Source organism: Curtobacterium sp. MCPF17_018 (genome assembly GCF_003234135.1).
In the GTDB taxonomy this organism is placed as follows: Bacteria; Actinomycetota; Actinomycetes; order Actinomycetales; family Microbacteriaceae; genus Curtobacterium; species Curtobacterium flaccumfaciens.
This window is the reverse complement of sequence record NZ_QKSJ01000013.1, coordinates 15,900-40,686: the sequence shown is the minus strand read 5'-3', so window position 1 is coordinate 40,686 and position 24,787 is coordinate 15,900. Positions and strand designations below refer to the sequence as shown.

Sequence of the window (24,787 nt, the reverse complement as noted above, 5' to 3'; positions counted from 1 at the left end):
CACGCGACCGGTCGTCGTCGACCGGTGCGGGGTCGTTGGCCCGGCCGTGCGCCCGGGCGGGCGGTGTGGCGGAGGCGCGTCGCGCCTCCAGACCGGGGTGGGCGGTCAGCCCTTGACGGCGCCGCTGGTCATGCCGGCGACGATCTGACGGTTGAAGAAGACGTAGAGGATCAGCGGCGGGATCGTGATGAGCAGCACGTCGGTGAACAGCAGGTTCAGCTGGCTGACCGACTGGCTCTGGAACGCGTAGAGCGTCTGCTGCACCGTCGCGTTCTCGGACCCCGGCAGGAAGTACAGCGGGTTGGTGAAGTCGTTGAACACCGTCACCGACTGCACGAGCACGACCGTGATGATCACCGGCTTGAGCAGCGGCAGCACCACCCCGAAGAACAGGCGGATCGGGCCGGCGCCGTCGAGCACGGCGGCCTCGTCGAGTTCCTTCGGGATCGTCGCGACGAACGCCCGGAACAGCAGGATGCAGAAGGACAGGCCGAACGTCGCCTCGATCAGGATCATCCCGCCCATGGTCTTGAACAGGTTGAGCCCCTGCAGCACCCAGATGGTCGGCACGATCGCCGGCGGCACGATGAGCCCCGCCAGCACGAAGAAGTTGATCAGGCCGTTCCACCGGCTCGGTCGCCGCTGCAGGACGTACCCGACCATCGCGGAGAACACCACCATCACGGTCACGCTGCCGACGGTGAGCAGGGCACTGTTCCAGAACGCGCGGAGGATGCCTCCGTCGCCGCTCTGGAACACCGCCTGCAGGTTCTGCCACAGCTGCCAGTCGGTCGGCAGGCTGAAGCCGAGCTGGTTCGCCTCGGCCGGGTTCTTCGCCGCCTGGAGCAGGACGAAGACGAACGGCACCAGGAACACGACGAAGCTGACGACGATGGCGATCGAGCCGATGATCCACCTGCGGGCGCGCCCGGGGTGGCGGTTCCGGCTCGCCGGTGTGGGGCGGCGGCTGCCGGACGCCGACGCGTGACCGGTTCCGGGGGTGGTGACGGCGGTCACAGGTCCGCCTCCTTGCGGTTGAGGAGCCATGAGACGGGCACCATGATCGCCGTGACGACGACGAACAGGACCACGTTGCCGGCGGTGGACAGGCCGTAGAAACCGGCCTGGTACTGCTTGTAGATCACGCTCGCGATCACGTCGCTCGTGAACCCCGGCCCGCCGCCGGTCATCGCCCAGATCAGGTCGAACGACCGCAGGCCGCCGATGAGCGACAGGATGATGACGGTGCCCATCGCGGGGCGGGACAGCGGCAACGTGATGTTCCGGAAGATCGACCACGCGCTCGCGCCGTCGACCCGTGCCGCCTCGAAGTACTCCTGCGGGATCGCCACGATGCCGGCGATGAAGATGAGCGTCGCGATGCCGACGCCCTTCCAGACGTCCACCGCGGCGACGCTCCACAGCGCGAGCGCCGGGTCGGTCAGCCACCCGGGGGTGGGCAGGCCGACCGAACCCAGCACACCGTTGATGATCCCGTGGAACGGGTCCATCAGCGCCTTGAACGTGATGCCGATGCCGATGGTCGACACGAGCACCGGGAAGAACACGACCGCCCGCAGGTAGCCGCGCCCCAGCACGGGCGACGTGAGGAGCAGGGCGAGGGCCAGTCCGAGGACCACCTTCGCCGCGCTCGTCACGAAGCCGTACTGGAAGGTGTGCACGAACCCGGAGACGAGCTGCGGGTCCTGGAAGAACCGGACGAAGTTGTCGAAGCCGATGAAGGTCTGGTCGAACAGCGTCCAGCGGGTGAGCGAGAAGTAGAACCCGGCGAAGGTCGGGACCGCGAAGAACACGACGTACAGCGCGATCGCCGGGATGAAGAACCACGCGGGGTAGAACGAGCGCATCCGCTTGCGCGCTGGTCCGGGCCGGCCGGCCTTGCGGGTCTGCGGCGGGGCCACCGCCGTCGTGAGGGTCGCGGTCACGCCGGTCACCAGCCCTTGATGCCGAGCTGCTGTGCCTGCTGCACGACGTCGTCGTCGTACTGGTCAGCACCCTTGGCCGCGGTGGTGATGCCCGAGCCGACCTGCACGCAGATCTTCTCGAGGTTCGGGCCCTTGATCGGGGACAGGAACTCGAGCGCCGGGCTCGCCTTGCCGTCGTCCAGGTACTTCTGCAGGTCGTCGATCATCGGGGGTACGTCGTCCGGCAGCGAGCAGGTCGAGATGACGTACGGACCACCGGGGGTGCCGGTGTCGTTCTGCACCTGGCAGCCCTCGGACGAGTTCGCGAAGGCGATGAACTTCTTCGCCGCCGCCAGCTTGTCACCCGTGGTGGTCTTCGGGATGTACAGGCCGTTCGGCTCCCAGATCGTCAGGTTCGTGTCCGCGGCGTCCTCGGCCGGCAGGGCGAACGCGCCGATGTCCTCGACCGCGTCGGGGGAGTCCTGCTGGATCGCCGAGATCGCGTTCGTGAGCATCGGGTACTGCGCGCCGGTGCCGTCGGCCAGCATCTTCAGACCGTTCGCCTGCGTGGCCGAGGCGTAGTCCTCGTTGTACAGGTCCTTGTCCTTGCCCTCGGCGAGGTGCTCGAACCCGGCGAGTGCGGGTTCGTCGGCGTAGGACTCCTTGTTGGCGGTGTAGTCGTCCGCCCACTTCTCGTCCTGTGCGGTGATGTTCGCGAAGTCGCCGAGGACGAACAGCTGGCTGGTCCAGGTGTCGCCGTAGGTCTGGATGATCGGGGCGACGTCGCCGGCGTCCTTGATCTCCTCGCTGTTGCTGATGAACTCGTCCCAGGTGGTCGGGACCTTGAGACCGAGGTCGTCGTAGACCTTCGTGTTGTAGAGCACCGCACCGCCGAAGCTCGTGCCGAACGGGGCGCCGTACATGCCCTTGTCGGTGCTGACGACCTTGGTGAACTGCGGGTCGACGTCGCCCGCCCACTTCTCGTCGGACAGGTCCACCAGGGTGTTGTCCGGGTTGAGGGCCTGCATGAGTGAGCCGGAGTTGTAGTTGAAGACGTCGGCGGCCTCGCCGGTCGACAGTCGGGTCTTGATCAGGTTGTCGCCGTCGGTGCCCTGGGGTCGGGTGTCGAACTTGACGGTGATGTCGGGGTTGGCCTTCTCGAAGGCCTCGATGAGCGGCTTCGCGGTGGCCGCGGTGGCCGGCGCGTTGTCGGCCTGGTAGGTGATCTCGACCTTGCCGCCGCCTTCGTCGGCGGAGCCGCCGGACGAGCACGCTGCGAGCCCGCCGATCAGGACCGTCGCGCCGCCGATGGCGATCGCGCGCTTGGTCATGGAACGAACTGACATTCCTTACCTCCTCGTAAGGCCCGGGGCTGGGTACCCCGGGTGAAACGGACCCGGATCCCGCGCCGTCGCGGGGTCCGGTTACTGCGTTTTAGAACGTTTCAATCAGGATGGAACCACGCGGATTGAAGCGTGTCAATCGCTGTGCCGATTTCGTTACGCGATCCCGCGGAGCGGGTGCGGTGCGGTGTACGGGGTGGTCGCTCGCTTGTCCATTCGTCCGCCGACGCGCGGCGCTGCACCGTGCGGTGGTCGCGCCGCCCGCCGGCCGGGAGGCCCGTGTCGGCGCCGCCCCGCGCCTCCCGTCCGGTGCCGGGTCGGGTCCGCAGGCCGAGTCTCGGCTCCGCGGGCACGATGCGGCCGTGCGAGGGCGAGTCCTGTCCGCCTGGCCGAGTCTCGGCTGACGTGGTCAGGCCTCGGTGCGCCTCGGGTCGCTCGACGTGATCGTGCCCGCGACGACGGCTGCGGCGGCTGCTGCGGCCGCGCCCTCGCGACCGAGCGTGCTCTCGCGCGGCACCAGCTCGCTGCCGAGCACGACGGTCCGGTGCACGTGCATCGGGTCGGTGAGTTCCTCGAGCAGCAGCTCCACCGCGGCCGCACCCATCTCCGAGCCGTGCATCGTCACCGAGGTCAGCGGCACCGCACCGCCCCACGCCACGGAGTTGTGGTCGCAGCCCGACACGGGGATGTCCTCGGGGACACGGATCCCGGCGGCTCGGAGCTCGGAGACGACGGCCATCGCGAGCAGGTCGGTCACTCCGAGCACCCCGTCGGGGCGTTCGTCCGCGGGCATCCGGGCGATGCGGAGCCCCGCGTCGGTGCCACCCGGAGGGTCGATGTCCCCGGCGTCGACGTCGACGAGCTCGACCCCCGGGTGTGCCGCGACGGCCCGCAGCACGCCGGCCCGTCGCCGGTCGACGGGCTGCAGGTCCGGACGGGCGCTCACGAACCCGATGCGTCGGCAGCCGCGCTCGATCAGGTGCTCGGTCGCCAGGAACCCGGCCTGCTCGTTGTCCACGACCACCGCGCACGCGTCGAGTTCGGTCGGCTCGTGGTTGACGTACACGACGGGTCGGCCGTGGCGCCGCGCGACCTCGACCTGGTCGCGGGACTCCGTCATCGAGGCGAGCAGGATCCCCGACACCCGGGCGCTCTCGAGGTAGGCGAGGTGTTCGCCCTGTGCCTGCAGGTCGTCCTCGCTGCTGGCGATCAGCAGGGTGAAGCCGCGTTCCCGCGCGGCCAGCTGTGCGCCGTTGACCATGTCGCTGAACAGGGAGTTCCGCAGCGACATCACCACCAGGCCGATCGCGCGCGTGCTGCCGGACACCAGCGCCCGGGCGTTGCGGTTCGGTGTGTACCCGAGCGCGTCGATCGCGTCCCGCACGCGTGCGGCGGTCGCGTCGGCGACCCGCTCGGGGTGGTTCAGGACGTTCGAGACCGTGGCGAGCGACACCCCGGCCCGGGCTGCGACGTCGTGCACGCTCGGCGGACCGTCGCGCCGGGGGACATGCACCATGCTCCGATCGTAGGCGGCGGGGGAGCCGTGTCCGGACCTCGCCCTAGGCGTCGGCGACGGAGGACTGCCGCACCACGAGCTCCGGTGTGAACTCCACGTGCTCGAGGTCGATGTCCTGCCCCTGCTCGACCTGCTTCGTCAGGAGTTCGATCGCGCGGCGACCGAGGTCCTGCGCGGGTTGCCGCACCGACGTCAGCGGGACCACGGCGGACTCGGCGAACGCGATGTCGTCGTAGCCGACGATGGCGATCTGCTCGGGCACCGCGATGGTGCCGCGCATGATGAAGGCCTGTTCCAGCCCGACGGCGAGCAGGTCGTTGGCGGCGAAGACGGCGTCCGGGCGTTCGGCGGCCGGGCGGGCCTGGATCGCTTCGCCGATGCGGCGCCCTTCGAGCACGGACAGCGAGGTGGTCGGCAGGGCTTCGAGCCGGATGCCCGCGGCCTGTGCGGCGGCGAGTGCCCCGGCGTGCCGGTCGGCGACCTGGCGGATGCCGAACGGCCCGCCGACGAAGGCGATGTGCGTGCGGCCGATCGCCGCGAGGTGCTCGACCGCGATGCGGCCGCCGGCGATGTCGTCGACCGAGACCGAGGCGAAGTGCTCGTCGTCGGCGCGACGGTCCACCAGCACCACGGCGGTGCCCTGGTCGCGCAGCCGCGCGAGCCGGGACAGGTCGTCACCGGCGGGGGAGATCAGGAGTCCGGCGACACGGCGTTCCTCGAACAGGTCGACGTAGGTGCGTTCGCGGTCGGTCGACTCGTCGGAGTTGCCGATCAGCACCGCGAGGCCGTTGTCCATCGCGGCGTCCTCGGCGCCCCGGGCGACGTCGGTGAAGAACGGGTTGCCGCCGTCGAGCACGATGAGCCCGACGGTGGAGCTGCGTCCGGCCCGGAGCTGCCGTGCGGAGTCGTTGCGGACGAACCCGAGCGTCGCGATCGCCGACTGCACGCGTTCCACCGTGCCGGGCGCGACCTTGTCGGGGCGGTTCAGCACGTTCGACACCGTGCCGAGGGACACGCCCGCGAGCGCTGCCACCTCTCGCACACTGACCGCCATGTGGCCATCCTGGCATCGGCGCGGTCCGCGCGGTCGGCCCGCGCCGTGATCTGTGGAAAACGCGGACGGGAGGCGCGGGGCGGGCCGGTGCCGGGCCTCCCGTCCGTGGGGTGGTCGCGTCGACTGCCCCCGCACGGTGCGAGGACCGGCCCGGCGAACCCGCTCTTGCCAGCGCGCACACCGGAGCGCTATCGTCCTCGTCGTCCCGTTGAAACGATTCACCGACGAACACGCGAACGGAGGACCAATGGCGGTCCGCATCGGAGCCCGGAACACCACGGGCTGGAAGGCCACCGTCTCGGTGGCCATGTCGAACTACATCGAGTCGGGGTCGATCATCGCGATCGCCACGAGCCTGAGCCTCTGGCAGGCCGAGTTCCGGATCGGCGACCTCGAGGTCGGCCTGCTCGCGAGCCTGTCGGCGAACGCCTTCGGTGCCGCCGTCGGCGCGATCGTCGGCGGACCGCTGTGCGACCGGTACGGCCGGAAGTTCATCTACACGTACGACCTGCTCCTCTACATGCTCGGCATCCTGCTCGCGGTGTTCGCCGGCAGCTACGGCATGCTCCTGGTCGGCTTCATCCTGACCGGCATCGTCGTCGGTGCGGGCGTGCCGGCGAGCTGGACCTACATCGCCGAGCAGGCCCCCGCGGACAAGCGTGCGGCCCACGTCGGCACGGCACAGCTCGCGTGGTCGATCGGGCCGATGGTCGGGTTCGCCCTGGCGATCGCCGCGGCACCGCTCGGCCTGCTCGGCAGCCGGCTCATCTTCGCCCACCTGTTCGTCGTCGCCGCGATCGTGTGGTGGCTCCGCCGCGGGCTGCCCGAGTCGGCGATCTGGAAGGACGAGCGCGCGGCCACCGGCACGGCGAACTTCTTCCACGGGATCACGCAGCTGTTCAGCCGCCGGAAGAACCTGACCGCGATGCTGTTCCTGTTCGGCGTCTACGCGCTCTGGAACACCGTCGCCGGGCAGGCCGGCATCTTCCAGCCCCGGGTGTACGCGGCGACCGGGGTCACGAGCGTCACCGAGCAGTACGGGTTGCAGATCCTGGTCTGGGGCTGCACCGTGGCCGCGACGTACTTCGGCTTCATGCGGTACGCCGACCGGGTCAGCCGCCGCGCGCTCTACGCCGCCGGGGCCGTGCTGGCGATCATCGCGTGGGCAGTCCTCATCTACGCGCCCGCCAACCTCGGCACCCTGCTGTTCTTCGCCGTGGCGTGGGGCGTCTCGTCGGGCATCGGTGCACAGGCGTTCTACGGCCTGTGGACGAGCGAGCTCTTCGCCACCCGGTACCGCGCCAGCGCCCAGGGCGTGCTGTTCCTGGCCGCCCGCGTCATGGTCGGACTGCTGAGCATCTGGTTCCCGCTGCTGCTGTCGGAGATCGGGCTGCGGGCCCTCGGCGGCCTGATCCTCGGGCTCCTCGCGCTGTCGTTCCTGGTCGGCACGATCTGGGCACCGCGCACCCGGGGCAAGACCCTCGAGGCGATCGAGGCCGAGCGCTACGGCACCGTCACGACGGTCACCGGGACGGTCCGCACCGCCGACGAGCGCACCGTCCACGACGCCGAGCAGCGTCGCCGCGAACAGGCCGGACGGTGACCCGCGTCTGCTTCCGGCTGCAGGTGCAGGTCGAGCTGCTCGACGCCTACCGCGAGCGGCACGCCGCCGTGTGGCCGGCGATGCTCCGGGCGATCGCGGCGGCGGGACGGCGGAACTACTCGCTGTTCCTCGACGACGACGGGCTGCTCATCGGGTACTACGAGACCGACTCGGTGGCCGATGCCGATGCGGCACTCGCGGCGTCCGAGGTGGCCACGGCGTGGGAGGCGCACATGCAGGACCTCTTCGCCGGGGCCACCGGGCGCGCCGACCAGACCGCGCGGGTGCTGCCCGAGGTCTTCAACCTCGAGGACCAGCTGGCGGCAGCACCGGAGTGACGGGGGCCGTGGCTACCGTGGACGCATGCAGCCGCCAGCAGCCGGGACCCTCCGCATCCTCCACCTCTCCGACACCCACCTGACCGGCGACGGCGCCCTGCACCAGGGCGCGGTCGACACCACGGCCGCGCTCGAACGCCTGCTCGCCCACGTCGACGGCGTGCCCGGCATCGGGCTGGTGGTCGTCTCGGGCGACGTCTCCGAGGACGGCAGCCCCGAGTCCTACGCGACCGTGCAGGACCGCGTCGGCGGCTGGGCGGAGCGGCACGGAGCGGCCTTCGTCGCGGTCCCCGGCAACCACGACCTGCGCGAGGGCTTCCGTCAGGTCCTGACGAACGGGCACGTCCTGGGCCAGGGCGGCACGGCACTGGTGCACACGATGGAGTACCTGCCGCCGACGGTCCCGGTCTCCGGGCAGTCGGTCGTCGACGGGCGTCGGATCGTGACCGTCGACACGAGCGTGCCGGGTGCCGGGTACGGCGAGCTCAGCGACACGGCGCTCGAGCACCTGCGCACAGCTCTGGCCGAAGGCGCCGGCAGTGGCGCAGCCGAAGCCCCGCACGGCACCGTCGTCGTCCTGCACCACCCCCCGCTGCCCGCCCCGACCGAGCTGCACGAGGCCCTCCGCCTGCAGAACCCCGAGGCCCTTGCCGACGTGATCCGCGGTTCCGACGTGCGGGTCGTCCTCGCCGGCCACTACCACCACCACTTCGCCGGGTCGCTCGCCGGCGTCCCGGTCCTCGTCGCACCCGGTGTCGCGAACGACACCGACGTCGTCGGCCCGTACGACGAGGAATCGGCCGTCGTCGACAGCGGCGCACTCGTCGTCGACGTCGCCGCGGACGGCTCCGTCTGGTCGACACCGGTCCGCGTGCCCCGGGGCGACGCCGACCCGCGGGCGTTCCGCCTCGACCCCGAGACGGTCCGCGCCGTCATCGCGGCCGCCGGCAAGCACTGAGCCCGGTCCCCACGCGCGGTGGACGCGCGTGACGGCGGGCTGGAGGCCCGTGGCGGCGTCGCCACGGGCCTCCAGTCCGCCGTCTGGTCCCGTCCACGGCCGCGGTACCCCACGTCTTCGGGTTGCGTGCGGGAACACCGAGTAGCACGGACGCACACCTGGAGCGAAGGAGCACCCATGCGAGTCGGCAGTGCAGTGCAGTACGACCGGTACGGCGACTTCGACGTCGTCGAGCTCGTCCCCCAGCAGAAGCCCGAGGCCGGACCGGGCGAGATCGTCGTCGAGATCGTGGCCGCGGGACTGAACCACATCGAGCGGTTCCTGCGCGAGGGCAAGCTCCGCGACCACGTCGACCTCGAGTTCCCCGCACACCAGGGCGTCGACTTCGCCGGCATCGTGCGCGCGCGGGGGGACGGTGTGAAGGACCTCCGCATCGGGGACGAGGTGATGGGGCACGCGCCGACCGGCGGCGCCCACGCCACCTGGATCGCGGTGCCGCGCGGCGCCGTCATCAAGAAGCCGGAGCACGTCGGGTGGGAGGTCGCCGGCGGCCTGTACCTGGCGGGCTGCACCGCGGTGTCGGTCGTCCGGTCGCTCCGGCTCGGACCGCAGGACACCGTCGTCATCTCGGCCGCAGCCGGTGGCGTCGGACACATCGAGTGCCAGCTGGCGCACGACGCCGGCGCGACCGTGATCGCCCTCGGCAGCCCCCGCAACCACGACTACCTGCGGCAGATCGGCACGCTGCCCGTCGCCTACGGCGAAGGCGAGGAGGACCGCATCCGCGACATCGCCGACGGCCGGCCGATCACCGCGTTCGTCGACAACCACGGTGAGAGCAACGCCGAGCTGCTGGCCGAACGTCTCGGCGTCGGCCAGGAGCGGTTCGTGTCGTCGGAGGAGCGCCGGGACATCGAGGTCCGGTTCCTCCGTGCGCCCGCCGAGGACGAGGAGACCCGCGAGCTGCTGACCCTGCTGGCGAAGGCCGTGCAGGACCGCCGCGTGCAGGTCCTGATCTCGGGCTTCTACCCGTTCGAGTACATCGTCGAGGCGTACGAGGACCTGGCGGAGATGAAGTCCCGCGGCAAGGTCGTGATCGGGATGCAGACGGTGGAGACCGGGGCGCGGCTCGACTGGTACCGCTCCGAGAAGGCACGTGACCTGCGCGACCGGTACGCCGATGCGCGGGGGACCGACACGGAGACGATGGCCGGCGGATCGGCGTCGCCCGCGAGCTGAGCGAGCTGATCGTTGCAGGGGCCCGACAACCTTCGTGCCGGGCCCCTGCCGCGTCAGCTCAGGATGTCCTTCGAGGCGAACCGGCTGTACGCCAGCGCGCCGAACACCACCACGTACCCGAGCTGCAGCACCGCGTTCGACCCGAACGAGTCGAACGAGATCGGGTCGCGAAGCAGGTCGCCGAACCCGAGCCACTGGTGCGAGAACAGGAACGGGTGCAGCCAGTCGAGCTGGGGGAGCTGGTCGAGCACCTGCGACGCCCCGGCGAGCACGACCGTCGCGGCCATCGCGCCGACCGGCACGTTCGTCAGCGTCGAGGTGAACATGCCGATCGCCACGAGCCCGAGCATCGACATGGCGACGTACAGCGCGAGCAGCAGGGCGCGGCCGGCGTACGACCAGCCGCTCACCTGGGTGCCGGACAGCAGCGTGACCGGGCCGATCGGGAACAGCACGGCGCCGATCGCCGCACCGACCAGCACCACCAGCAGGGTGGCGGCCAGGCAGAACGCGACGGCACCGGCGAACTTCACCAGGATGAACCGCACGCGGCCCGTCGGCGCGACGAGCAGGTAGCGGATCGTGCCGTGGCTGGCCTCGCCCGCGACGGTGTCACCGGCGACCACGCCGACGGTCAGCGGCAGGAACAGCGGGATCGACACGGTCAGCGCGGTGAACGCGACGAACAGGCCGTTGTTGGTGATGTCGCCGAGGAACGCCGGCCCGCCGTCGTCGCCGTCGGTGGTGAGCTTCACGGCGACCGCGATCAGGATCGGCACGAGCGCGAGCGCCCCGAGCATCGCCCAGGTGCGGCGACGCCGGAACACCAGCGCGAGTTCGGAACCGAGCAGTGCGAACGGGCGCTGCCGGCGGCGGACGGGCAGGTCGCGCACGGCCGCGTCAGGCTGCGACATCGAATCCCTCTCCGGTGAGTGCGACGAACAGGTCCTCGAGGGTGCCGCCGCCCACCGTCAGGCCGCGCACCCGGACGTCGGCGCGCACGAGCTCCGCGGTGATCGTCTCGGGCAGCAGCTCGTTCGGCAGGTCGGCCACCAGCACGTCGGCCCCGCCGTCGTGCCGCGGGGTGAGCCCGAGTCGGGTGAGGACGGAACCGGCCTGCCCGACGTCGGGCGTCCGCACGGTCACGGTCCGGGCCCCGGCTGCGCGCAGCTCGTCGAGGGGGCCCTGCGCGACGATCTTGCCCGTCCGCATGACGGCTGCGTGCGTGCAGACCTGTTCGATCTCGGCGAGCAGGTGGCTCGACACGAACACCGTGGTGCCGTCGTCGGCCAGGGAGCGGATGAGGTTGCGGACCTCGCGCGTGCCCTGCGGGTCGAGGCCGTTGGTCGGCTCGTCGAGCACCAGCAGGTCGCGCGGGGACAGCAGGGCGTTCGCGAGCCCGAGCCGCTGCTTCATGCCGAGGGAGTACGCGTGCGCCTTCTTGTCCGCCGCGTGGGTCAGCCCGACGCGGTCGAGCGCATCGGCCACGCGGGCCTTGCGGGTGCGCGGGTCCGACGTGGGGTCGGCGGCGTCGAAGCGCTGCAGGTTGGCCCGGCCGGACAGGTACGGGTAGAAGGCCGGCCCCTCGACGAGCGCGCCGACGCGGGGCAGGACGTCGTGCAGCGCCTTCGGCATCGGTTCGCCGAGCAGCTCGATGGTGCCGCCGCTCGCGCTCGAGAGCCCGAGCAGCATCCGGATCGTGGTGGTCTTGCCGGAACCGTTCGGCCCGAGGAACCCGAACACCGCGCCGCGCGGCACCGCCAGGTCGATCCCGCCGACCGCACGCTGCTTGCGGAACACCTTCTGGAGGCCCGTGGTGCGGATCGCCAGGTCGGGCGCCGGTGCCGCCGTGCTCGCCCCGCGGTCGGCCGTGCTCACCTCGTGGTCGGCGGTGCTCACCTCGTGGTCGTCCGCGCTCACTTCGCGGCGTCGACCAGGGAGGCGACCGGCACGGCACCCGCGAGCACGCGGCCGTCGTCGGTCAGGTAGACCGAGACGAGCGACGTCTGCACGGCACGGCCGCCGTCGACGGGCTTGGTCAGCTGGTCGAGCAGGCCGGAGGCCTCGCCCTCGAGCCCGGACCGGTCGAAGGTGCCGGCGGGGAGCTCGGCGATGGTGCTCCAGCCTGTGCCGGTGAAGGTCGGCTCGTCACCGCTCGCGGTGCCACGGCGGTCGCCGTGCTCGCCCTTCGCGTGCGATCCGGCGTCGGACAGGTCCTTCTCGGTGACCTTTGCGTTCGACGGCGGGGTGAAGTCGAAGAGCCGGGCCGCCGGGGCGCCGTAGTCGAGGCTCGTGAACCCGACCTGCACCGCGGGGTCGTCCGCGCCTGCGGCCTGGACGCTCGCGCGGAGCGGGAGTCCGGTCTGCTGGTCGACGGCCAACCGCACGGCTCCGACGAGGGTGTCGGACGACTTCGGCGTCAGGGTGATCTGCCAGGCGTCGTGTCCGGCGACGCTGACCTCGGTCGGCTTCGACACGGTGGTGGTCGGGGTGATCGCGTCGATGGCCTGCCGGGCGATGTCGGCCGGTGTGGTCGTGCCGTCCTGCAGGTCCGTCGCGGTGTCGCTCGGCAGGGTCACGTGCGTGGCCGAGCGCTCCTTCGAGTCCCAGGTCCAGACGTCCGAGCCGTTGCGGACGACGTCCTGCTCGGCGAGCTGCTGCGTCAGCTGGACGCGCTGCTTGTCGGGGCCGTCGACGTAGACCCGGGCGGTGTGCGACGCGGTGAGCAGCCCGAGCACGTCGGAGGCGTCGCCCTCGAGCGAGGAGCCGCCGGACCCGGTGGGCAGTTCGGGGAGGCCCAGCGCGCTCGTCTGCGAGAGCTTGCCCGAGTACTGGGCGTCCGACGACTTCGCGATGCTGGCGATGACGGCCGCGGCGCTGGGGTTCGTCCCCGCGATCGGGTCGTTCGCGGCGTTCGCGATCATCGGGGCGGCAACGGCGCCGGCGACGACGACCGGTGCGATGACGGCTGGCAGCCAGGCTGACTTCTTCATCGGGTTCCCCTCGTGGAGCATTGGAGTCGTGGGTACGGTACGTCCGGCCCCCGACAGGCAGCTGGGCGTTGCGCGGCGGCCTAACCCCGTGCGTCGACGCCCGCGGGAGCGCTGCCGTCGTACGCACAGATCGCGTTGACCTTCTCGGCACTCGCGCTGGAGGTGTCGAAGGTGTAGCCGAGCCACTCCTTCGCCAGACGACGCGCGAGCTCGATGCCGACGACCCGCTGCCCCATGCAGAGGACCTGGGCGTCGTTCGACAGGATCGAGCGCTCCACGCTGTATGAGTCGTGCGCGGTGACGGCACGGATGCCCGGCACCTTGTTGGCGCTGATCGCCACGCCCAGTCCGGTGCCGCAGATCAGGATCGCCCGGTCGGCCTCGCCGTTCGCCACCAGCCGTGCGGCGTCGACGGCGACGTGCGGGTAGGCGGTGTGGCCGTCCGCGTCGACGCCGACGTCCCGCACGTCGGACACCCGGTCGTCGGCGAGCAGGTCGGCCTTGATGATCTCCTTGTAGTCGAACCCGGCGTCGTCGGACCCGATCACGAGACGGTACGTCATGTCTGTGCTCCTCCCGCGCCCCGAGGTTCCGGGCGCTCCCGAACCAGTCTGCGACGGCCGTGGACATCTGTCCAGCACACAATTTCTGCGGCGCGCGTGGCGGTAGCATCGCACCATGTCGGCCGAGACCCCCACCCCGGACGGAGCCCGCACCCGGTTCCCGCTGGACACCGTCTACCAGGCGGCGCGGATGTACTACCTCGAGGACGCCACGCAGGTCGAGATCGCCTCGCGCCTCGGCGTCTCGCGCCCGACCGTCTCACGGCTCGTCGCCGAAGCCCGCAAGGCCGGACTCGTCCGCATCGAGGTCGTCGACCCGTTCCAGGACGAGACCGTGGCGCTCGCCGAACGGCTGCAGGTCGTGCTCGGGCTCCGCGCGGTGCACCTGGCCGCGGTCACCCACGCCGCCACGCTCGGCGCCGACCTGGCCGCACCGCTGGCCGCCGCGGTCGAGGGCATGGGACTCGTCCCCGGCGACGCCGTCCTGATGTCGTCCGGCCGCACCGTGTACGACGTCGCACGGTCCGGCATGCCGACCATGCCCGGTGTGCAGCTCGTCCCGACCGTGGGCGGGCAGGCCGACCCGATGCCGTGGTTCCAGACGAACGAGATCACCCGGACGGCCGCGGAGCACTCCGGCGCGATCCCGGCATTCCTGTTCGCCCAGGCGCTGCCGTCCCCGGTGATGCGGTCCACCCTCGACCAGGACCCGGCGTTCCAGCACGTCGTCGGGCTGTGGAGCCGGGCGAAGGGCGCGATCCTCGGCATCGGGGCGCCGACCCACACCCGGGACGCCCTGGCCCGGGGCATCCCGGTCGAGGACGTCGCGTTCGACCGTGCGGCAGGCGACGTCTGCCTGAACTTCTACGCCGCGGACGGATCGGCGATCGAGTTCCCCGGGAGTGACCGGATGGTGCGGACCTCGCGCGAGATCCTGTCGACCGTGCCGCACGCGGTCGGGGTCGCCGTGGGCGGCGCCAAGGCGACGAGCATCGTGGCTGCGGTGCGGGGCGGGCTGGTCAACGAGCTGGTGACGGACGCCGCGACGGCGCGCGCCGTGCTCGACGCACTCGCCTGAGCGAGCCGGCGCCGCGCCCGATCCTTCCCATCACACGTGAGATGGAGGGTGGATTCGGGCATACCTGGTCGTTTCTTCGTGGCAGGTACGCCCGGTTTCGGCAGGTACGCCCGGTTTCGGCAGGTACGCCCGGTTTCGGCAGGTACGCCCGGTTTCGGCAGGCACGCTCGGTTTCGGTAGGTACGCCCGGTTTCGGCAGGTACGCCCGGGTCAGGGGGCGACCGCAGGCGGCCTGGAGGCGCGGGGCGGGGCCGCATCTCGCCTCCAGGCCGGTGGTCCCCACGTCTAGGGCGTGCGCCGCACGTCCCACAGGTGGTGCACCGGGTCGTGCGCGTAGTAGGTGGCGAGCGTCGCGACGGTGAAGGCGCTGCCGTCGGACCGGAGCCCGGTGCGCTCGAGCACCTCGTCGGGCACCGCCGCGAAGGCCCGGGCCGCGCGGTCGGCCGACTCCCGCAGTTCCTCGGCGACGACCGCGGGGTCCTGCTCGCCGTAGCGGTCCTCGACGGCGGTGGCGTCCTGGTCCCAGTTCGGGAACGTGGGGGCGTCCTCGGTGAGCATCAGCTCGAGGCGCTCCGCCATCTTCCGGTGCACGTCCCGCACGTGGGCGCCGTACTCGAGCGGGGACCACGTGTGGTCGTCGGGGCGGTCCCGCACGTCGTCGCGTCCGAGGATCGCGGGCCAGCCGGCCGTGTTCTCGTCGATGATGCCCGGCACGTCGCGGACGGTCACCGCACTGCCGTCGTAGCCGCACTCGGGACACGCGGACTCGATGACCCACGTCCAGTTCTTCGTCTCGGGTTCGATCGCCATGGGCCGATGGTACGGCCTCGTTACTCAGCTTCCGGGTTCGCCGGACCGGTGCGGATCGGCGGCACACTGCGACGATCCACGCGTCGTTCGACTCGCGTTCTGTCGCAACATGCGCACGCACCGAACCGCCGCACCCGCCCGCGCCGCACCCGCACGCTCACTCGTGCCGGTGCTCCGATGCCGGGTCCACCGCGGGCCACACCGGGAACGGGTCCGGCCAGCCGCGCCACACGTCCGGCCCGGCGAGCAGCTCCGACGGCGTGAGCAGCGCCCCGTCGAGCGCCCGCTCGATCGCCCGGACGTCGAGCTGCTCGCCGACGAACCACAGCGCCTGCCCGATCGGGGCGTCGGCGTCCCACGACGGGTTCGCGGTGGGGTCGAGCGCGAGCATCGACCCGAAGCTCGACCACGAGCCGACGTGGTCCGGCCGGGACGCCAGGCGGAAGAACCCCCGCGACCGCAGCACGCGGCCGTTCACCCCGGCGGACAGGTCGTCGGCGATGACGGACGACAGCCGTCCGGGGTGGAACGGCAGCGGCTCCCGGTAGCGCATCGAGACCAGGGCGTCGCGGGCCTCGCGCCCGGTGTCCGCACCGCTCGACAGCGCCCGCATCCAGCCCGCACCGGTGGCGAGCACCCGCGCGGCTCCACCGTTCGAGGCCGGCAGGTCGGCGGCGCTGCGGATCGCGGGCAGGGCGACGATCACGGCCTGGGGCGCCATCCGGTGCAGCAGTGACACGAGCGCCCGACGCCGACGGCCCGACAGCGGTTCGATGCGGTCGAGGGCGATCACCGTCGCGTACTCGACGAGTGCGGCCATCCGGTCCGCGGCCACGAAGGCGTCGTCGACGTCCGACCACAGCAGGTGCGCGACGTCGTCCGCCCGCAGCACCCCGACGACGTGCCGGAGCACCCGGTCGTCGCCGGTCTCGGACCGTGCCGCGTTGGCGAGCAGCATGCCGACCGCTCGGGCGTCGGCCCCCGGGTGCAGGGTGACGACGAGCCCGTGGCCCGCGTCGGGCCCGCAGACCCGGTCGAGCTGGTCGGCGCGGTCGGCCACGGCGCGGGCGGTGGCGAAGGCACTCCCGGCGACGTGCATCCGGTGCCCGTCCGAGATCCGGGCGGCGACGCGGTCGGCGTCGACCTGGTGCAGGGCGGTGACGAGGGTGATGGCAGCAGCACGCATGTCCGCTACTGTAACTGACAACCGTTCTCAACAAGGAGGCTCGTCGTGAAGGTCCGCAACTCCCTCAAGGCCCTGAAGCAGATCCCCGGCTCGCAGGTGGTCCGACGTCGGGGCCGCGTCTACGTCATCAACAAGAAGAACCCCCGCTGGAACACCCGGCAGGGCTGACGTCGGCGGCGGTCCGTAGGGTGGCGGGATGCGACTGCTGCTCATCCGCCACGGCCAGACCCCCGCGAACGTGCACGGCATCCTCGATGCCGTGGTGCCCGGACCGGGGCTGACCGAGCTCGGGCAGCAGCAGGCCGACGCCCTGCCCGCAGCGCTCGCCCACCGGGGGATCGAGCGGCTGTTCGTGTCGTCGATGGTCCGCACGCAGATCACCGCGGCGCCCCTCGCGACCTCGCTCGGCCTCGAGCCCGTGGTGCTGCCGGGCCTGCGCGAGATCGAGGCGGGCGACACCCAGGGTAAGAACGACGAGGTGTCCGTGCAGACCTACATCTCCACCGTGCACGGCTGGTCCGGCGGCGACCGGACGACCCGGATGCCCGGTGCCGAGAGCGGCACCGAGTTCTTCGAGCGCTACGACGACGCCGTCCGGCAGATCGAGGCAACCGGGGTCGCGGTCGCCGCTGCCGTCAGCCACGGTGCTGCGATCCGCACGTGGGCGAGCGCAGCTGCGCAGAACACCCCGGACCACTTCGGCACGAAGCGGCACCTGGAGAACACCGGCATCGTCGAGCTCGAGGGCTCGTTAGCCGACGGCTGGCGCCTGGTCGACTGGGAAGGCGAGCCGGTCGGCGGCGACCAGCTCATCGACCGCACGGCGCTCGACCCCACCGGCGAGCGTTTCTGACGCGACCAGCGGGTCGCCGACGCGAACAGCGGCTCGCGAACGCGACCACGAACAGACGGGAGGCGCGGTGCCAGCCGGCACCGCGCCTCCCGTCCGTGGTCGGTCGCGTCGACTACGCGAGCTGCGACGCCGATGCGGACGTCAGCGGCACGATCACGCCGTGTGACTCACGCAGCACGTCGAGCGTGCGCTGGACCTCGTCCGCGCGCTCCTCGGTCGTCCAGCCGAGCGCCTCGGCGAGCACGTCGGCCAGCTCGTCGAGCAGGTCGATCGTGACCCCGCCGACGAACGCCAGGTTGGTGCGGCGCAGGACGACGTCGACCAGGTGGACGGCCTGCTCGTGGCGGGCGAAGTACGCGACCTCGGCGCGGGTGAGCGACGGGTCGGACTCGAGCGGCTCGACCGGGCCGTCGGTCAGGACGTCCACGACCTCGGCGGCACGGGTGCCGTAGCGCTCGAGCAGCCCCTCGACCATGGGCTCGTCCAGGCCGTCGCGGTGCGACTTGATCCACAGGGCGCGCTGGGCGTCGGTGGTCGGGAACTCCTTGCCACCGCCGATCGGCATGCCGGTGGTGTCGACCTTGCGACTCATGCCGAGCTTGGTCGTCGCCTCGGTGGACAGGTGTGCAGCAAGGGCACGGAAGGTCGTCCACTTGCCACCGACGAGCGACAGCACGGTCGACTTCGGCAGCCCGGCGATCTGGGTGTCCACGATCCGGTAGTCACGGGACACGAAGCCGGGGGCGGTGTCCTCGTGGCGGGGGAGCGGACGGATGCCGGAGTAGCTGTAGACGATGTGGTCGCGGGTGACGTCGATCTGCGGGAACACGTGCTTCACGAGCCCGAAGAAGTAGTCGATCTCCTCGTCGGTCGTCGTGACCGGCTTCGCGGGGTCGGCGTCGATGTCGGTGGTGCCGATGAGCACCCGGCCCTTGAGCGGGTAGATGAGGACGATGCGGCCGTCGTCGTTCTCGAAGAACAGCTCGCGGCCCTTGGTGGCCTCGAGCAGCTCGTCGTTGTGCACGACGATGTGCGAGCCCTTCGTGCCGCCCATGAACTTCGTCTCGCCGCCGAACGCCTCGTTCGTCAGGTCGGTCCAGGGGCCGGAGGCGTTGATCACGACGTCGGCGGTGAAGACGAACTCGTCGCCGGTCTCGCGGTCGCGCAGCAGGACGCCGCCGTCGCGGGTGCCGGCTGCCTCGACGTAGTTGGTGGCGCGTGCGGTCGCGGCGGAGCCGGTCCCGGTGCCGGCGGTCAGGCCGTCCTTCAGGACGTCGAGGGCCAGGCGCTCGGGCTCGTGCACGCTCGCGTCGTAGTAGGTGCCCGTGTACTTCAGGTCCTTGTTGAGGGCCGGCATGTCCTCGAGCGCGGCCTTCTTGGTCCGGAAGACGTGCTTCGGGACGGAGCCGCCGTCGCGCGAGAAGGAGTCGTAGATCGTCATGCCGATCTTGATGAGCATCGCGCCGCGCTCCTTGGTGGAGCGCTGCTTGTGCGTCAGCATGCGCAGCGGGGCGTTCATGATGCCGGAGAACGTCGAGAAGATCGGCATGGTCGTCTGCAGCGGCTTGACGTAGTGCGGGGCGATGCGGATCAGGCCGTTGCGCTCCTGCACGCTCTCGCGCACCAGGCGGAACTCGCCGTTCTCCAGGTAGCGGATGCCGCCGTGGATCATGTGGCTCGAGGCCGCGGAGGCGCCGGAGGCGTAGTCGCCACGCTCGACCAGGGCGACGTCGACGCCCTGGAGCGCCAGGTCGCGGAACGTCGCGATGCCGTTGATGCCGCCGCCGACGACGAGGACCTGCGCGTTCGGGCGCTCGGTGAGGGCGGTCACCGTGTTCCGGGGCTGTGTCTTCTTCGACATGGTTCGTCGCTTCCTTCGTCTGTTCGTGGGGTCAGGATCGATCGTGCGCTCGTTCGACAGGGCGGGCAACTCGCGTGCACGAACGTGCAGCACACGTGTCGTCCAGGCCCGAGACGGCGGTCGGGAGGCGCGGCAGGGGTTGCAGAGGCCCTGCACGTCCGTGCATGGTTGCGTTCGACAGATCGGAGCACCATGAGCGATGCGGCTCAGCCCATGCGCACGCAGCAGGCGCTGCGCGCCGCCCACCTGTACTACCTGCAGGACCTGACGATGGACGCGATCGCCGACGAACTCGGCACCTCGCGCTCGTCGGTGTCGCGCCTGCTGAAGTACGCCAGGGACACCGGGCTCGTCGACATCCAGATCCGTTCTCCCCTGGACCAGGCCGCTGCGCTGAGCCGGAGCATCCGCTCCCGCTTCGGGGTGCACGCGCACGTCGTCCCGGTGCCGGACCACACGAGCGACGTCGACCGGCTCGAGCGGGTCGCCCTGTCCGCCGCCCGGATCCTGACGCAGTACGTCGAGTCGAACATGGTGATCGGGATCTCGTGGGGCTCGACGGTGAGCGCGGTCAGCCGCTACCTGGTGCCGAAGACCACCCACGGCTCGACGATCGTGCAGATCAACGGCGCCGCGAACACCCGCACCACCGGCATCGTCTACGCGTCCGAGATCCTGCGCCGGTTCGGCGAGGCCTACGGGGCGTTCGTGCAGCAGTTCCCGGTGCCGGCGTTCTTCGACGACCCCGCGACGAAGGAGGCCCTGTTCCGCGAGCGATCGATCCGCCGTGTGCTCGACCTGCACGAGCGGATGGACCTCGTGGTGTTCGGCGTCGGTGCCCCGCAGGCCCCGGTGCCCTCGCACGTGTACTCCGGCGGGTACCTCGACCCCGAGGACCGCGACGAGCTCACGCAGGCGGGGGTCGTCGGGGACGTCTCGACGGTGTTCTACCGGGCCGACGGCTCGTGGAAGGACATCGGGGTGAACGCACGGGCCGGCGCTCCGGACCTCGACACGATCAAGCGCGCGCCGCGGCGGGTCTGCGTCGTCGCCGGGCGGTCGAAGGCGGCGTCGCTGCGGGGCGCGCTGGCCGCCGGGCTCATCACGGACCTGATCCTGGACGAGAGCGTGGGGCAGGCGATCCTGCAGCCCTGAGTCAGGACCTGACGCAGTTTGTCGGTGGTCCGTCGTAAGTTCTCGAGCATGGTGCTTTCTCTCGAACAGCCCGGTGAGCGGTACTTCCGACGGATGGTCGGCAGCGACGTCGATCAGGCGCTTGCGTTCTTCACGGGCGACTACGACTTCCGTGCACCACTGGTCCGTCGCACCCACGAGAACGCCTACTGGGACTTCGCCGGCGTCGGTGACGAACGGATGTCGCTGCGGTCGTCGCGGTTCATGGTCGACCTGCGGAGCGAGAGCCAGGTCGACGACGAGTTCCTGGTCGCCTGGATGCGGAGCGGTTCGAGCCGGATCACCTCGGGCGGCGAGACCCACGAGCTCGAGGCCGGGGTGCCGGTCGTGCTGCCCTTCGCCGAGCCCTACGCCCTGCACCACCGGGACATCGCCCTGAACCTGGTGCACCTGGACCGCGACTTCGTCCGGGCGGTCGCCGGCGACGACGACTTCGCCTTCGAGCCCATGCGCCGTCCGACGGCCGACGGCATCGCGCTGTGGCGTTCGGTGGTGCGGAAGTACTCCGCCACGTGGCTCGACGTCGACCGGTCGATGAGCCCGAGCGTGCAGCACGACATCGCCGAGGCGTTCGCCACCGCGGCGATCCGGGCGTTCCCGCAGCGCAGCAAGTGGCGTGCGACGGTGTCCGGCAGTGGCCCCGAGCACGACCGCCTGCGTCGGGCGCTCGAGTTCGTGCACGAGCACGCGCGCGAAGCGATCGGTACCCCGGACATCGCTGCGGCGGCGGGACTCAGCCCGCGCGGGCTGCAGCAGTCCCTCCGCCGGCACCTCGACCAGACGCCGGGGGAACTCCTGCGCGGCGTGCGACTCGACGGTGCGCGGACCGACCTGGTCGGCAGCGGCCTCGACGAGACGACGGTGGCCGAGGTCGCCCGGACGTGGGGCTTCGGGCACCTCGGGCGCTTCTCGGCGACCTACCGCAGCCGCTTCGGCGAACTGCCGAGCGAGTCGCTGCGAGGGCGCTGACCGACCGACACTGAAGGCCGTTCCGCCGAATACCGTGACACGGATCGCGCTGCGGTTGTCGGGATGTTCGGCTCGGTGCTGCTGTGGGCGAATCCGGTGCTCAATGGTGGGGACGAACGCACCGCCCACGAAGGAGTCAGCATGCGCATCGGCGTCCCCACCGAGATCAAGAACAACGAGTACCGCGTCGCCGCCACTCCGGCCGGCGTCGCCGAGCTCGGGTCGCACGGCCACCAGGTGCTGGTGCAGGCCGGTGCCGGGTCCGGTTCGGCGTTCACCGACGACGAGTACCGCACCGCCGGGGCCACGATCGTCGACACCGCGGCCGAGGTCTGGGAGCGCGCCGAGCTGATCCTCAAGGTGAAGGAGCCGGTCGCGTGGGAGTACCCGATGATCCGGCCGGGCCAGATGCTCTTCACCTACCTGCACCTCGCCGCCGACCGACCGCTGACCGACGCGCTCATCGACTCGGGCGCGACGGCGATCGCCTACGAGACCGTGCAGCTGCCGGACCGCTCGCTGCCCCTGCTGTCGCCGATGTCCGAGGTCGCCGGGCGACTGTCCGCCCAGGTCGGCGCGTTCCACCTGATGCGCACGAACGGTGGGCGCGGGCTGCTGCTCGGCGGCGTCCCCGGCACGCCGAAGGGCCGGGTGGTCGTCATCGGCGGCGGCGTCGCGGGAGAGCACGCCGCCACGATGGCGCTCGGCATGGGTGCCGACGTCACGGTGTTCGACATCAGCCTGCCGCGGCTCCGGGCCCTGGACGCCCGGTTCGACGGCCGCCTCACGACCCTGCGCTCGTCGGCGCACGCCATCGCCGAGGCACTGCGCGACGCCGACCTGGTGATCGGTTCGGTCCTGATCCCCGGGGCGTCCGCGCCGAAGCTCGTCACCGACGCGATGGTCGCCGACATGCGGCCCGGATCGGTCCTCGTCGACATCGCGATCGACCAGGGCGGCTGCTTCGAGGGCTCCCACCCGACCACCCACGACGACCCCACGTTCGCCGTGCACGACACCGTGTACTACTGCGTGGCGAACATGCCCGGCGCCGTCCCGCGCACGAGCACGATCTCGCTGACGAACGCCACGCTGCCCTACGCCGTCGCGATCGCCGACTGTGGCTGGGAGGCCGCGCTCGAGGCCGACCCCGCGCTCGCCGCCGGCCTGAACGTGCACGCCGGCCGGGTCACGAACGCCGCGGTGGCCGCCGCCCACGGCCTGGTGGCGTCCGCCGAGTCTCCGCGCTGAGGCCGCGGGCGGCTGCCGCACGAGTCTTCGCGCTGAGCGACACCTCACGGGCCAACGGCCGCGTGAGGTGTCGCTCAGCGCGAAACGACGCGCAGGAGGACCCGTGTCAGGCCGCCACGGGTGCCGCCGCCCGACCGGCACGCCCGCCGACCCAGCCGACGCGGGCACGCACCACCACCGTCACGACGACCACGGCCGCCGCAGCCACCATGGCCGCGACCGCCGTCGGCACGGAGACGAGCGGCCCCTCGAACCGGGCGACCGAGACCCACGCAAGACCCCATGCGAGCGAGGCCATCGGCGCCAGACGTCCACGACCCCACAGCGCGATGAGGACCCCGACGAGCCCGGCCACCGCGGCGACGACCACGCCCCACGGGTCCTGCCCGAGTCCGAAGCCCCGGAAGCCCGCCGCCGTCAGCACCGCAGCGGTGTTGGCGGCCGTCGCGACGCAGACCCACCCGAGGTACAGCCCGAAGGTGCCGTCGGTCAGGATCGCCTCCACCACGCCGCGGGACGGGGTGCGCCGCAGGATCGTGAACGTCCAGATCAGCACGACGAGCAGTGCGACGATGATCGGCTCGCTCGCCCACAGGAACCCGAACTGCACCGACAGGATCCAGGCGGCGTTGAGCAGCAGGGACAGCACCGCCGGCACCACCAGGCGCTCGTGCCGCTCGTCGTTCGCGGTGCGGAAGAGCTGCAGCACCGCGTAGCCGATGAGCCCGGCGTAGACGACACTCCAGATCGAGAAGGCCGGGCCGTCCGGGGCGATCGCGGTGGAGGACGCCGACAGTGCGCCACCGGCGGCGTCCTGGATGGGCGTCCCACCGGCAGCGCCCGACCCGACGTACGCGCCGATGACGGCGACGACCGCGCTCACGGCCACCGCGATGCGCTTCCAGATCCTCTTCATGACAGTCCCTTTCGTCAGCATGCTGATGACCTGCACGGTAGGCGGCCCGCGCCGACGGTCGTGCAGCGCGCGTTCAGGCAGGACGCTGGGCGCATGGCGGGCGTGCCACGGGCCTCCAGGCCGGAGACCGGCCACCCTGCGTACGGTGGTCGCGTGAGCGTCGAACTGAACACCGTCTACATCGACCGGATCGCCCCGATCGCGAGTCCGTCCCTCGACGACACCTTCCGGATGCTCGACGAGCAGGGCGCCAGCGCGTGCATCGTCCTGCACCAGCCCGACGCCCAGGAACTCGGCGACGTCGCGGTCGCCCTCGGCCTGCACGAACTCGCCGTCGAGGACTCCGCCGAGGGGCACCAGCGACCGAAGCTCGAGCGCTACGGCTCGACGCTGTTCGTGGTGCTCAAGCCGGCGCTGTACAACGACCAGCAGGAAGAGGTGGCGTTCGGCGAGGTGCACGCCTTCGTCGGTGAGACCTTCTTCCTCGCCGTCGTGAAGGCCGACCCCCGTGGCAAGCAGACCGTTCCCCGGGCGCTGCAGCGGTTGAGCGGCAAGCCCGGGCTGGTGACCGTCGGCCCGCAGGCGCAGCTCTGGGCGCTCATGGACTCCATCGTCGACGGCTACGTGCCGGTGATCGACGGCCTCGAAGAGGACATCAACCAGATCGAGGACCAGCTGTTCTCGGGCGAGGCCGGGGTGTCCCGGCGCGTGTACGAGCTGTTCGGCGAGGTCGTCGACTTCCAGCGCGCCGCCCGACCCCTCATCCACATCATCGAGAACCTGCACCGCGGTGCCGAGAAGTACCACCTGCCGATCGAGATGCAGCGGCGGTTCCGCGACGTCCTCGACCACGCGATCCGGGTGGTGGAGCGCCTCGACACGTTCCGGCAGCTGCTGCAGAACGCCCTGACCGTCGACTCCACCCTGGCGGCGCAGAAGCAGAACGACGACACGAAGAAGATCTCCGGGTGGGCGGCGATCCTGTTCGCGCCGACGCTCATCGCCGCGATCTACGGGATGAACTTCACGCACATGCCCGAACTCGGCTGGACGTGGGGGTACCCGCTGTCGATCGTCGCGATGGTCCTGTTCGCCGCGATCCTGTACGTGGTGTTCAAGGTCAAGCGCTGGTTCTGA

At 71.2% G+C, this 24,787-nt stretch carries 24 protein-coding genes; 11 read left to right on the top strand and 13 right to left on the bottom strand.

The features are described from left to right. Positions 1-105: 105 nt before the first annotated feature. The 5 genes from DEJ27_RS14455 to DEJ27_RS14435 all read right to left on the bottom strand — a co-directional run bounded on the left by DEJ27_RS14455 (position 106) and on the right by DEJ27_RS14435 (position 5,838). A complete protein-coding gene (locus DEJ27_RS14455; RefSeq protein WP_258366682.1) occupies positions 106-912 on the bottom strand; it encodes a carbohydrate ABC transporter permease in 807 nt (268 codons plus the stop codon). Between the two features lie 101 nt (positions 913-1,013). Then, entirely contained in the window at positions 1,014-1,946 is a 933-nt protein-coding gene (locus tag DEJ27_RS14450) for a carbohydrate ABC transporter permease (RefSeq protein ID WP_232536511.1), read from the bottom strand. A 5-nt stretch (positions 1,947-1,951) separates the two neighbouring features. Continuing rightward, on the bottom strand, positions 1,952-3,271 hold the full coding sequence (locus tag DEJ27_RS14445) for an ABC transporter substrate-binding protein (protein ID WP_111091253.1): 1,320 nt from the start codon (positions 3,269-3,271) through the stop codon (positions 1,952-1,954). Positions 3,272-3,677: 406 nt separating this feature from the next. Then, positions 3,678-4,784 carry a LacI family DNA-binding transcriptional regulator gene (locus DEJ27_RS14440; protein ID WP_111091252.1) on the bottom strand — a complete coding sequence of 369 codons (1,107 nt, stop codon included), beginning with the start codon at positions 4,782-4,784 and terminating at the stop codon, positions 3,678-3,680. A gap of 43 nt (positions 4,785-4,827) precedes the next feature. Continuing rightward, positions 4,828-5,838, bottom strand: a complete 1,011-nt coding sequence (locus DEJ27_RS14435) for a LacI family DNA-binding transcriptional regulator (RefSeq protein ID WP_071247721.1) — start codon at positions 5,836-5,838, stop codon at positions 4,828-4,830. Between the two features lie 247 nt (positions 5,839-6,085). Between DEJ27_RS14435 and DEJ27_RS14430 the strand changes: the two genes are divergently transcribed. The 4 genes from DEJ27_RS14430 (at position 6,086) to DEJ27_RS14415 (ending at position 9,976) form a co-directional block, all read left to right on the top strand. Beyond that, positions 6,086-7,441, top strand: coding sequence for an MFS transporter (locus DEJ27_RS14430; RefSeq protein ID WP_220035397.1), 1,356 nt, complete (start codon positions 6,086-6,088; stop codon positions 7,439-7,441). Then, positions 7,438-7,779, top strand: a complete 342-nt coding sequence (locus DEJ27_RS14425) for an L-rhamnose mutarotase (RefSeq protein WP_110862289.1) — start codon at positions 7,438-7,440, stop codon at positions 7,777-7,779. The genes DEJ27_RS14430 and DEJ27_RS14425 overlap by 4 nt, the downstream gene beginning before the upstream one ends. 25 nt (positions 7,780-7,804) lie before the next feature. Beyond that, positions 7,805-8,737: a metallophosphoesterase gene (locus DEJ27_RS14420; RefSeq protein ID WP_111091251.1), complete on the top strand. Its 933-nt coding sequence runs from the start codon at positions 7,805-7,807 to the stop codon at positions 8,735-8,737. Positions 8,738-8,914: 177 nt separating this feature from the next. Continuing rightward, on the top strand, positions 8,915-9,976 hold the full coding sequence (locus tag DEJ27_RS14415; protein ID WP_111091250.1) for an NADP-dependent oxidoreductase: 1,062 nt from the start codon (positions 8,915-8,917) through the stop codon (positions 9,974-9,976). A gap of 53 nt (positions 9,977-10,029) precedes the next feature. Here the strand turns inward: DEJ27_RS14415 and DEJ27_RS14410 are convergent, their stop codons facing one another. The 4 genes from DEJ27_RS14410 to DEJ27_RS14395 all read right to left on the bottom strand — a co-directional run bounded on the left by DEJ27_RS14410 (position 10,030) and on the right by DEJ27_RS14395 (position 13,532). Continuing rightward, positions 10,030-10,890 carry an ABC transporter permease gene (locus DEJ27_RS14410; protein WP_111091249.1) on the bottom strand — a complete coding sequence of 287 codons (861 nt, stop codon included), beginning with the start codon at positions 10,888-10,890 and terminating at the stop codon, positions 10,030-10,032. After that, entirely contained in the window at positions 10,877-11,854 is a 978-nt protein-coding gene (locus DEJ27_RS14405; protein WP_111091278.1) for an ABC transporter ATP-binding protein, read from the bottom strand. The genes DEJ27_RS14410 and DEJ27_RS14405 overlap by 14 nt, the downstream gene beginning before the upstream one ends. A 38-nt stretch (positions 11,855-11,892) precedes the next feature. Further along, positions 11,893-12,969 carry an outer membrane lipoprotein carrier protein LolA gene (locus DEJ27_RS14400; protein ID WP_146244707.1) on the bottom strand — a complete coding sequence of 359 codons (1,077 nt, stop codon included), beginning with the start codon at positions 12,967-12,969 and terminating at the stop codon, positions 11,893-11,895. A gap of 80 nt (positions 12,970-13,049) precedes the next feature. Continuing rightward, a complete protein-coding gene (locus tag DEJ27_RS14395) occupies positions 13,050-13,532 on the bottom strand; it encodes a ribose-5-phosphate isomerase (protein ID WP_110862284.1) in 483 nt (160 codons plus the stop codon). A 115-nt stretch (positions 13,533-13,647) separates the two neighbouring features. On the opposite strand from DEJ27_RS14395, the gene DEJ27_RS14390 reads away from it, so the two are divergent. Next, positions 13,648-14,610 carry a sugar-binding transcriptional regulator gene (locus tag DEJ27_RS14390; RefSeq protein ID WP_110862283.1) on the top strand — a complete coding sequence of 321 codons (963 nt, stop codon included), beginning with the start codon at positions 13,648-13,650 and terminating at the stop codon, positions 14,608-14,610. A 285-nt stretch (positions 14,611-14,895) separates the two neighbouring features. Here DEJ27_RS14390 and DEJ27_RS14385 read toward each other — a convergent pair whose 3' ends face one another. Both DEJ27_RS14385 and DEJ27_RS14380 read right to left on the bottom strand, forming a co-directional pair. Further along, complete coding sequence (locus tag DEJ27_RS14385) at positions 14,896-15,420, bottom strand: DinB family protein (RefSeq protein ID WP_111091247.1); 525 nt, start codon at positions 15,418-15,420, stop codon at positions 14,896-14,898. Between the two features lie 157 nt (positions 15,421-15,577). Next, a complete protein-coding gene (locus tag DEJ27_RS14380) occupies positions 15,578-16,606 on the bottom strand; it encodes a GTP-binding protein (RefSeq protein ID WP_071405048.1) in 1,029 nt (342 codons plus the stop codon). A 45-nt stretch (positions 16,607-16,651) separates the two neighbouring features. Between DEJ27_RS14380 and ykgO the strand changes: the two genes are divergently transcribed. Together ykgO and DEJ27_RS14370 are read left to right on the top strand one after the other, a co-directional pair. Continuing rightward, positions 16,652-16,774, top strand: coding sequence for a type B 50S ribosomal protein L36 (gene ykgO / locus DEJ27_RS14375; RefSeq protein ID WP_071247691.1), 123 nt, complete (start codon positions 16,652-16,654; stop codon positions 16,772-16,774). A 28-nt stretch (positions 16,775-16,802) separates the two neighbouring features. Further along, a complete protein-coding gene (locus DEJ27_RS14370) occupies positions 16,803-17,459 on the top strand; it encodes a histidine phosphatase family protein (protein ID WP_111091246.1) in 657 nt (218 codons plus the stop codon). 112 nt (positions 17,460-17,571) lie between these two features. On the opposite strand, the gene DEJ27_RS14365 is transcribed toward DEJ27_RS14370, so the two are convergent. Beyond that, positions 17,572-19,320 (bottom strand): glycerol-3-phosphate dehydrogenase/oxidase, encoded by a 1,749-nt coding sequence (locus DEJ27_RS14365; protein WP_111091245.1) that lies wholly within the window; start codon positions 19,318-19,320, stop codon positions 17,572-17,574. Between the two features lie 192 nt (positions 19,321-19,512). Here DEJ27_RS14365 and DEJ27_RS14360 point away from each other — a divergent pair, with 192 nt between their 5' ends. From DEJ27_RS14360 to ald, 3 genes are all read left to right on the top strand, one after another. After that, positions 19,513-20,475 carry a sugar-binding transcriptional regulator gene (locus DEJ27_RS14360; protein ID WP_027466231.1) on the top strand — a complete coding sequence of 321 codons (963 nt, stop codon included), beginning with the start codon at positions 19,513-19,515 and terminating at the stop codon, positions 20,473-20,475. A gap of 48 nt (positions 20,476-20,523) precedes the next feature. After that, on the top strand, positions 20,524-21,483 hold the full coding sequence (locus DEJ27_RS14355; protein WP_110862277.1) for an AraC family transcriptional regulator: 960 nt from the start codon (positions 20,524-20,526) through the stop codon (positions 21,481-21,483). 141 nt (positions 21,484-21,624) lie between these two features. Then, positions 21,625-22,734: an alanine dehydrogenase gene (ald, locus tag DEJ27_RS14350; RefSeq protein ID WP_111091277.1), complete on the top strand. Its 1,110-nt coding sequence runs from the start codon at positions 21,625-21,627 to the stop codon at positions 22,732-22,734. A gap of 106 nt (positions 22,735-22,840) precedes the next feature. Here the strand turns inward: ald and DEJ27_RS14345 are convergent, their stop codons facing one another. After that, positions 22,841-23,650: a tryptophan-rich sensory protein gene (locus tag DEJ27_RS14345; protein ID WP_111091244.1), complete on the bottom strand. Its 810-nt coding sequence runs from the start codon at positions 23,648-23,650 to the stop codon at positions 22,841-22,843. Positions 23,651-23,803: 153 nt separating this feature from the next. Here DEJ27_RS14345 and DEJ27_RS14340 point away from each other — a divergent pair, with 153 nt between their 5' ends. After that, complete coding sequence (locus DEJ27_RS14340) at positions 23,804-24,787, top strand: magnesium and cobalt transport protein CorA (protein ID WP_110862275.1); 984 nt, start codon at positions 23,804-23,806, stop codon at positions 24,785-24,787.